The organism is Lentibacillus kapialis, from assembly GCF_014646635.1.
Lineage (GTDB): Bacteria > Bacillota > Bacilli > Bacillales > Amphibacillaceae > Lentibacillus > Lentibacillus kapialis.
Genome location: NZ_BMNQ01000026.1, coordinates 35979 through 43412 on the forward strand (window position 1 = coordinate 35979; position 7434 = coordinate 43412).

Below are 7434 nucleotides of genomic sequence, written 5' to 3' on the forward strand. Positions count from 1 at the left end.
TTATAGCGAATACCGAAGTTTTTCTTATAAGGTCATCCATAATTTATACTTTCTGACGTTAGAACATAATCGCGCATTTACTGCCAGGTGAAACGCCATTTACCAACATTCGGTTTGCTGCGCCCACAAGGAGATGGGTTTTACGGCTAGTTACATGCGCGACAAAGGGTGGGATGAATGATGACAAATATGTATAAATCAGCCGGAGTCGATGTGGAAAAAGGCTATGATGCAGTTGAACGCATGAAAAAACATATCGCAAGGACTGCGCGCAACGAAGTGATTGGTGACATCGGCGGATTCGGCAGCTTGTTTGAATTGACGTCCTTAAACTATCAGGAACCTGTGCTTGTTTCGGGAACGGATGGCGTCGGAACCAAGCTCAAACTGGCGATTGATTTTAATAAACACAACACAGTCGGCATTGACCTTGTTGCCATGTGTGTCAATGATATTGTCGCACAAGGTGCCCAACCGCTGTTTTTTCTCGACTATATTGCATGTGGTAAAAATGATCCGGCCATGATCGAGCAAATTGTAGCCGGTATTGCGGACGGATGTGAAGATGCCGGGGCAGCCCTAATAGGCGGTGAAACAGCGGAAATGCCTGGTATGTATGAGGAAACAGATTATGATCTAGCCGGTTTTACCGTCGGAGTAGCGGAAAAATCCGGATTAATAACCGGAGAGTCCATTTCAACCGGAGATGCTGTGATCGGCTTGGCATCAAGCGGCATACATTCGAATGGTTATTCGCTTGTCCGCAAGCTGGTTCAGGATCTGGATTTAACGAAAACCTATGACAGTTTGGGAGAGCAGCCACTGGGTGATGTATTACTAAGACCGACCAAAATTTATGCTGAATCGGTTGATGCGGTTATGAAAAGTGTCTCCGTGAAGGGAATCTCGCATATAACCGGCGGCGGATTCTATGAAAATTTGCCCCGGATGATGCCTGTCGGACTCGGTGCGGAGATTGATCCAGCAAGCTGGGAGCATCTGCCAATATTTCCATTTTTACAGCGGCTCGGTGGTATTGCTGTTGAGGAGATGTACGGTATTTTTAATATGGGAATCGGAATGGTTCTTGTTGTCGCACAGGATGATGCTGCCGATGTGCTGAAAATCATCCGGGGGCAGGGTGACACCGCATCAGTTATTGGTGAAATTATTCCAAAAGAAGGAGTGCACATAACGTCATGACAAACGTAGCCGCGGCCGTATTTGCGTCCGGAACCGGCAGTAATTTTCAAGCTATCATGAACCAGGATGGCAGGTTTTGTGACATCGCACTGCTTGTGTGCGATAAACCCGGTGCTCCTGTTATAAATAAAGCAGAAGAATTGGGGGTCAAAACGTTTATTTTTAATCCGAAAGAATATGAATCAAAGGCTGATTATGAGCGTGTTCTGCTGGAAAAGCTGCGCGAAAAAGATGTTTCTTGGGTATTGTTGGCCGGATATATGCGGATAGTCGGTCCAACGCTTTTAGGTGAGTTTCCGGCCAGGATTATTAATATTCACCCGTCCTTGTTACCTGATTTCCCCGGTCTGAATGCTATTGGACAGGCTTATGATGCAGGTGTGGATACAACAGGTGTCACGGTACATTATATTGATGCCGGTGTCGACACCGGCCCCATTATTGAACAGCAGGAAGTTCCGATTCACCCGGATGATACGGAGGAACAACTGACAGAACGGATTCAGGAAGTTGAGCATACGCTCTATCCGCAAGTGATTCGACGCGTTGTTGAGGAGAATAGCTGAAAAACTGCAACATTCATTAACGTATAGACAACTTGAGCGGGAGAGTCATTAACTCGTGCGAGGGAGTCATCAACTCGTGCGAGAACCGCTCTAACTCGTGCGGGGAAAGCGCAAACTTGTGCGGGAATCACACTAACGCGTGCGGGATCTACCCAAATTTGCGTGACCTATCGAAAGCACCACTACACATCACTAAGATAAGGAGTTTTTCCATGAAAAAGCAGGCATTGATAAGTGTTTCCGACAAAACCGGTATTGCCGATTTTGCCAAGGGATTGCAACAATTGGGGTATGACATTATTTCAACAGGTGGCACATTGCGTATAATTCAGGAGGCCGGCATCGCAGCGACAGCTGTGGAAGACATAACACACTTTCCTGAAATGCTGGAGGGGCGCGTCAAAACGCTTCATCCGGTCATACATGCCGGACTGCTGGCTAAACGGGATAACGGTATGCACAAACAGCAGCTTGAAGAAAAAGGCATTCACCCCATCGATATTGTTGTCGTAAACCTTTATCCCTTTAAACAAACGCTTGATCAACAGAATGCTGCTGAAGCAGATATCATCGAAAACATTGATATTGGCGGACCGACACTGTTGCGGGCGGCCGCTAAAAGTTTCCATGATGTGACGCCGGTAGTTGACCCGGATGATTATGACAAAATCATAAAAGCCATCCGAAATGATGAGCTTGACATAGCATTGCGGAAAAAATTAGCTGCCAAGGTTTTCCGTCACACAGCACAATACGATGCGCTCATTGCGGACTATTTTACAGATGAACCATTTCCTGATAACTATACCATTACATATGAAAAGGCCCAGACATTAAGATATGGTGAAAATCCGCATCAGAAAGCGGCATTTTATAAAACGCCATTTGAATCACCGACGAGTCTTGCATCTGCCAGACAGCTTCATGGCAAAGAACTGTCGTATAACAATATCCAAGATGCAAATGCGGCACTGGGAATCATTGCGGATTATGACAGGCCGACAGCTGTTGCTGTGAAGCATATGAATCCGTGTGGTATCGGGATGGCCGAGGATTTGAATACAGCATTTTCAAAAGCTTATGATGCTGATCCGGTTTCGATTTTTGGCGGAATTGTTGCTTGTAATCGAACAATCGATGTAGATACAGCTAAGCAATTGAGCGGTATTTTCCTTGAAATCATCATCGCTCCTGGATTTAGCGATGAAGCTTTCACGATTTTAACGAAAAAGAAAAATGTACGGCTGCTTGAATTGAAAGTGGATGCATCAAACGTGGGTTCACGCAAATTAACAAGTGTTAACGGCGGTCTTTTAGTTCAAGATAACGACCACAAGAAAATCAACCGGAAGGAACTCACATATGCGACTGAAAAAAAGCCGACAGAAACAGAACTGGACGATTTATTATTTGCCTGGAAAGCGGTCAAACACGTTAAATCGAATGCCATTGTATTGGCAAGCGATATGCGGACTGTGGGTGTCGGTGCGGGACAGATGAATCGTGTCGGCGCAGCGAGAATAGCGCTTGAACAAGCAGGGGATAAAGCAAAAGGCGCAGTTCTTGCATCTGATGCATTTTTCCCGATGCCCGATACGGTCAGCGAAGCAGCGAAGGCAGGTGTAACAGCCATTATTCAACCAGGCGGGTCCAAACGCGATCAGGACTCGATTGACATGTGCCATGAATATGGCATTGCGATGGTTTATACAGGCATCCGGCATTTTAAACACTGAACTGGAGGGGTTTTCCAATGAATCTACTCGTTATTGGCCGCGGAGGGCGTGAGCACAGCATGATCATGAAACTGGCTGAAAGTGCTAAGGCTGATAGAATTTATGCAGCACCTGGGAATGGCGGTATCAGCGAAATTGCAGAGTGTGTGGACATTGATGAGATGGATATTAACAGATTGCTGGATTTTGCCGAAAAAAAAGAAATTGACTTGACGATTGTCGGTCCGGAAGATCCCCTCCTGGCCGGAATTGCTGATCAATTCCGGGCAGCTGGTCTCTCCATTTTTGCCCCGGAAAAGAATGCAGCTTTAATTGAGGGAAGCAAACAGTATGCGAAAGCTTTCATGGAAGAAAACGGTATCCCGACAGCTGCATATGCCAGTTTTTCGGATGCGAATGAGGCCAAAGCCTATATAGAGGAACAAGGTGCCCCCATCGTTGTTAAAGCTGACGGGCTTGCTGCGGGTAAGGGTGTGATTGTCGCACAGACAGTTCAGGAGGCAACGGCAGCCGTAGATGATATTCTGATAGACAAGGCTTTTTCCGAAGCGGGCAGTTCCATCGTTGTTGAAGAGTGCCTGGCCGGTAAAGAATTTTCCTTAATGGCATTTGTTCATGGAACGGATGTTTTTCCGATGATACCGGCACGTGATCATAAACGCGCCTATGATGAAGATCAGGGACCAAATACCGGCGGGATGGGAGCATATGCGCCGGCAGAGGATATCTCCTCAGAAACACTGGCATATGCATCTGAAAACGTTCTGCAAAAAGCGGCTGATGGAATGGTGGCAGCAGGACGCTCATTTACCGGAATCCTATATGCGGGCATGATTATGACGGACGAGCGCCCGAAAGTGATCGAGTTCAACGCGCGTTTCGGTGATCCGGAAACTGAAGTTGTCTTGCCACTTTTAGAGAACGATTTGCTTCAGGTTTTTCTCGATGTTCTCGATGGGACAAATCCTTCTTTACAATGGAAAGATCAAAGTTGTGCCGGTGTTGTACTAGCTTCAAAAGGATATCCGGGGAACTATCAGAAAGGCGTTAAGTTACCTGAAATGAATGTGGATGCACGCTCGTTTGTCATTCATGCTGGAACACGGAAGACGAGCGAGGGAGTCGTTTCTGATGGCGGACGGGTGCTTCTTGCAGGAGCAAAAGGTGCGGACCTCTCAGAAGCTGCAGATTGCGCATATAAATGGCTGGCAGAGAATTTGTATTCAGAAGCGTTTTTTTATCGAAAAGATATTGGGAAAGATCAATGAGCTTTCGATTGTCCATTCCATGCATAACCCGCATTCTGTCAGGGAGGATGCGGGTTATTATTAGCTGCCTGTGTCCGATTCTGTTCAGTAAACATTCCAATGAGAAAAATTGCCTCACCGAATGATGTTTCACTTTATCATTTGCTTTTTCAACTTTTCGTTTCGTTGTTTAAATACGTCGTTATGCGAAGAGACCATTGCAGCTTTATCCGCATCAGGCTGGATAAACTGTTTTGCCTGATTGACGGCATTGGCAGCGTCCTGATAAGCACCTGCTATTAAGTTTAATTTACCGTCATGCATCAGAATATCACCGGCGCCATAAAATCCATCCAGTGATGATTCGCTTCTGGCATTGCCTGAGATGAAATAATTATCGGCGATAGCTATCCCGAGATTGGTGTTTTCCAAAAGAGATGTATCGCGTTCATAACCATGGTTGATAATGACATCGTCAACAGGTAAATAATTAACGGCTCCGGTTTCATGGTTGCTAAGCTCGACTTCCTTAATTGACAGACCGTCATCATCAGCTGTCAGATTGGTGATTGATGTATGAAAGAAACAGACAACAGAACCATTTTTTAGTTGGGTCGCCTGGGATTCATGACAGTCAAAATTGTTTTTTCTGCACGTAATAAAAACGCGGTCAGCCACGTTCTCCAGTTCATTTGCCCAGTCAGTGGCTGAGCTGCCTCCGCCCGAAATCATAACTGTCTTACCTTTGAAACGCTGCAGCGATCTAACAGAGTAATGCAGATTTGAACCTTCAAATTGTTCTGCGCCCGGAACATCCAATTTTTTCGGGTTTAGGATGCCGCTGCCGACTGCCACAATGACCGTTTTGGAATAATGAACGTGTCCGGAATCGGCATGCAGTTCATATATACCTTTATTATTACGGGTAATGGACTTAATTCTTTCATTGAGCGCTATTTCAGGCTGAAATGTTAAGCCCTGTTCAATTATCTGATCAATGAACGTTGCACCGGTGAGGGGAGGGAGTCCGCCAACGTCCCAAATCACTTTTTCCGGATAGACATGGACTTTGCCGCCTAATTCCGGTTGATATTCAATAATTTTTGTTTTCATTTCCCTGAGTCCGCTGTAAAAGGCCGAAAAAAGCCCGGCTGGCCCGCCACCTATAACTGTGACGTCAAACAATTCCGTATTGGTCAAGTCTGCTCACTCCTAAGCAACTAAATGATTATCATTATCAATTGATTATACACGATATAGCCAAAAATAAAAAGGTTGACACTTAATAGAATTCATGATACTGTTTAATTGGAAATGATTATCATTATCATTAACGGGTTTGAAAAACAGTGCAACAGTATATAAGTGACCGAATGATGGAACTTACATAGTGCAAGACAATTTAATACATGAGGAGTTGGTTGCTATGCGAAAGTGGCTATTGTTGCTTAGTGTTATTATCCTTGCGCTGCTTACGGCATGCGGGTCAGAGAGCAATGAAAAGGATACAGAAAGTGATGACGGTGATGGTGAAAGCGGTTCTGATCGCAGTGTTACCATTGAAGATGCTAATGGTAAACAGACTATTGAGGGAACCCCTGAGGATATTGTTGTTCTGGAATGGTATAATGCTGAGCAATTACTTTCCCTTGGGATTCAGCCGGCCGGCGTTCCAAATATAGATGGATTCAATAATTGGATGAATATTGAGGAAGAATTGACTGATAGTGTTGAAGATGCCGGGACACGTCAAGAGCCGAATCTTGAAGCCATTTCACGAATGGATCCCGACCTGATTATAGCGGCTCAATTCAGACACGGTGACATTTTAGACAGATTGAAAGATATTGCACCGGTTGTGACATTTGCGCCTTACAGTGAAGAGGGATCATCTGACTTGTATAAAGAGTTGATGAATGAATTTAAAACGATTGCCAAAATCACGGATAAAAAACAGGAAGCTGAGCAGGCGATTACCGATTTAAATGATTTTTATGACGAACAAAAAGCGCGTTTGGAAGATGCTGGTGTAAAAAGTAAAAATTATATAGCAACGATGGCTTTTTCGTCTCAAAATTCACCCGTCCTCAGGCTTTATTCCGATAACTCTTATCCAGCGGCGGTAATGGAAAACCTGGGCTTTGAAAACGCCTATCATACGGATGAACCGGAGCAATATGGGTTCACTGAAGTAGGGTTGGAAACCTTGCAGAAATTCCAGGAAGAAAATATTCACTTTTTCTCTGTTGTTCAAGAGGATGATAATATTTTTGAAAATCAGTTGAAAGGGAACAAGGTTTGGGAAAATTTAAGCTTTGTCAAAGAAGGGAATACACATTACTTGCCCGGGGATACGCCGGTGATTGGCGGTGTTTCGTCCGCGAAGGCATTAACGAAACAAATTGTTGATACAATGGTAAACGAATGATTAGTCCGAGAAGGGATTGCATCTCTTCCCGGTTTTTCTAATAACGTCAGAAAGTATAAATGATGGATGACCTTATAAGAAAAGCTTCGGCATTCGCTATAAGACGAGGCGAATGCCGCGTTTTTCTAAAAAGATAAGAAAGTATAAAATTTGAGAATATCACAATACCCAATACTGTGTGTTTTTGCGCACCCCGCTGTTGGGCAGTCCAGGTAGTCCGAATCCGCATGATAACTTTTAACTTACAAATGCGT

General features: G+C 44.7%; 6 protein-coding genes. 5 read left to right on the forward strand and 1 reads right to left on the reverse strand.

Features of this window, described 5'->3' with window-relative positions:
• The first annotated feature begins 180 nt into the window (after positions 1 to 180).
• The 4 genes from purM to purD all read left to right on the forward strand — a co-directional run bounded on the left by purM (position 181) and on the right by purD (position 4773).
• Positions 181 to 1203, forward strand: a complete 1023-nt coding sequence (gene purM, locus IEW67_RS10160) for a phosphoribosylformylglycinamidine cyclo-ligase (RefSeq protein ID WP_188632966.1) — start codon at positions 181 to 183, stop codon at positions 1201 to 1203.
• Positions 1200 to 1769: a phosphoribosylglycinamide formyltransferase gene (gene purN / locus IEW67_RS10165; RefSeq protein WP_188632960.1), complete on the forward strand. Its 570-nt coding sequence runs from the start codon at positions 1200 to 1202 to the stop codon at positions 1767 to 1769. The genes purM and purN overlap by 4 nt, the downstream gene beginning before the upstream one ends.
• 212 nt (positions 1770 to 1981) lie before the next feature.
• Positions 1982 to 3505 carry a bifunctional phosphoribosylaminoimidazolecarboxamide formyltransferase/IMP cyclohydrolase gene (gene purH, locus IEW67_RS10170; protein ID WP_188632961.1) on the forward strand — a complete coding sequence of 508 codons (1524 nt, stop codon included), beginning with the start codon at positions 1982 to 1984 and terminating at the stop codon, positions 3503 to 3505.
• A 17-nt stretch (positions 3506 to 3522) separates the two neighbouring features.
• Positions 3523 to 4773 (forward strand): phosphoribosylamine--glycine ligase, encoded by a 1251-nt coding sequence (purD, locus tag IEW67_RS10175; protein WP_188632962.1) that lies wholly within the window; start codon positions 3523 to 3525, stop codon positions 4771 to 4773.
• A gap of 129 nt (positions 4774 to 4902) precedes the next feature.
• Here the strand turns inward: purD and IEW67_RS10180 are convergent, their stop codons facing one another.
• The gene (locus tag IEW67_RS10180; RefSeq protein ID WP_188632963.1) at positions 4903 to 5952 is read right to left on the reverse strand and encodes an NAD(P)/FAD-dependent oxidoreductase; all 1050 of its coding nucleotides are present in this window, start codon (positions 5950 to 5952) and stop codon (positions 4903 to 4905) included.
• 226 nt (positions 5953 to 6178) lie between these two features.
• Here IEW67_RS10180 and IEW67_RS10185 point away from each other — a divergent pair, with 226 nt between their 5' ends.
• On the forward strand, positions 6179 to 7180 hold the full coding sequence (locus IEW67_RS10185; protein WP_188632964.1) for an ABC transporter substrate-binding protein: 1002 nt from the start codon (positions 6179 to 6181) through the stop codon (positions 7178 to 7180).
• Positions 7181 to 7434: the final 254 nt, after the last annotated feature.

Excerpts from the sequence above, each read along its gene's own strand:
- purM (WP_188632966.1), top strand. The coding sequence starts at position 181 with ATGACAAATATGTATAAATCAGCCGGAGTCGATGTGGAAAAAGGCTAT.
- purN (WP_188632960.1), top strand. The coding sequence starts at position 1,200 with ATGACAAACGTAGCCGCGGCCGTATTTGCGTCCGGAACCGGCAGTAAT.
- purH (WP_188632961.1), top strand. The coding sequence starts at position 1,982 with ATGAAAAAGCAGGCATTGATAAGTGTTTCCGACAAAACCGGTATTGCC.
- purD (WP_188632962.1), top strand. The coding sequence starts at position 3,523 with ATGAATCTACTCGTTATTGGCCGCGGAGGGCGTGAGCACAGCATGATC.
- IEW67_RS10185 (WP_188632964.1), top strand. The coding sequence starts at position 6,179 with ATGCGAAAGTGGCTATTGTTGCTTAGTGTTATTATCCTTGCGCTGCTT.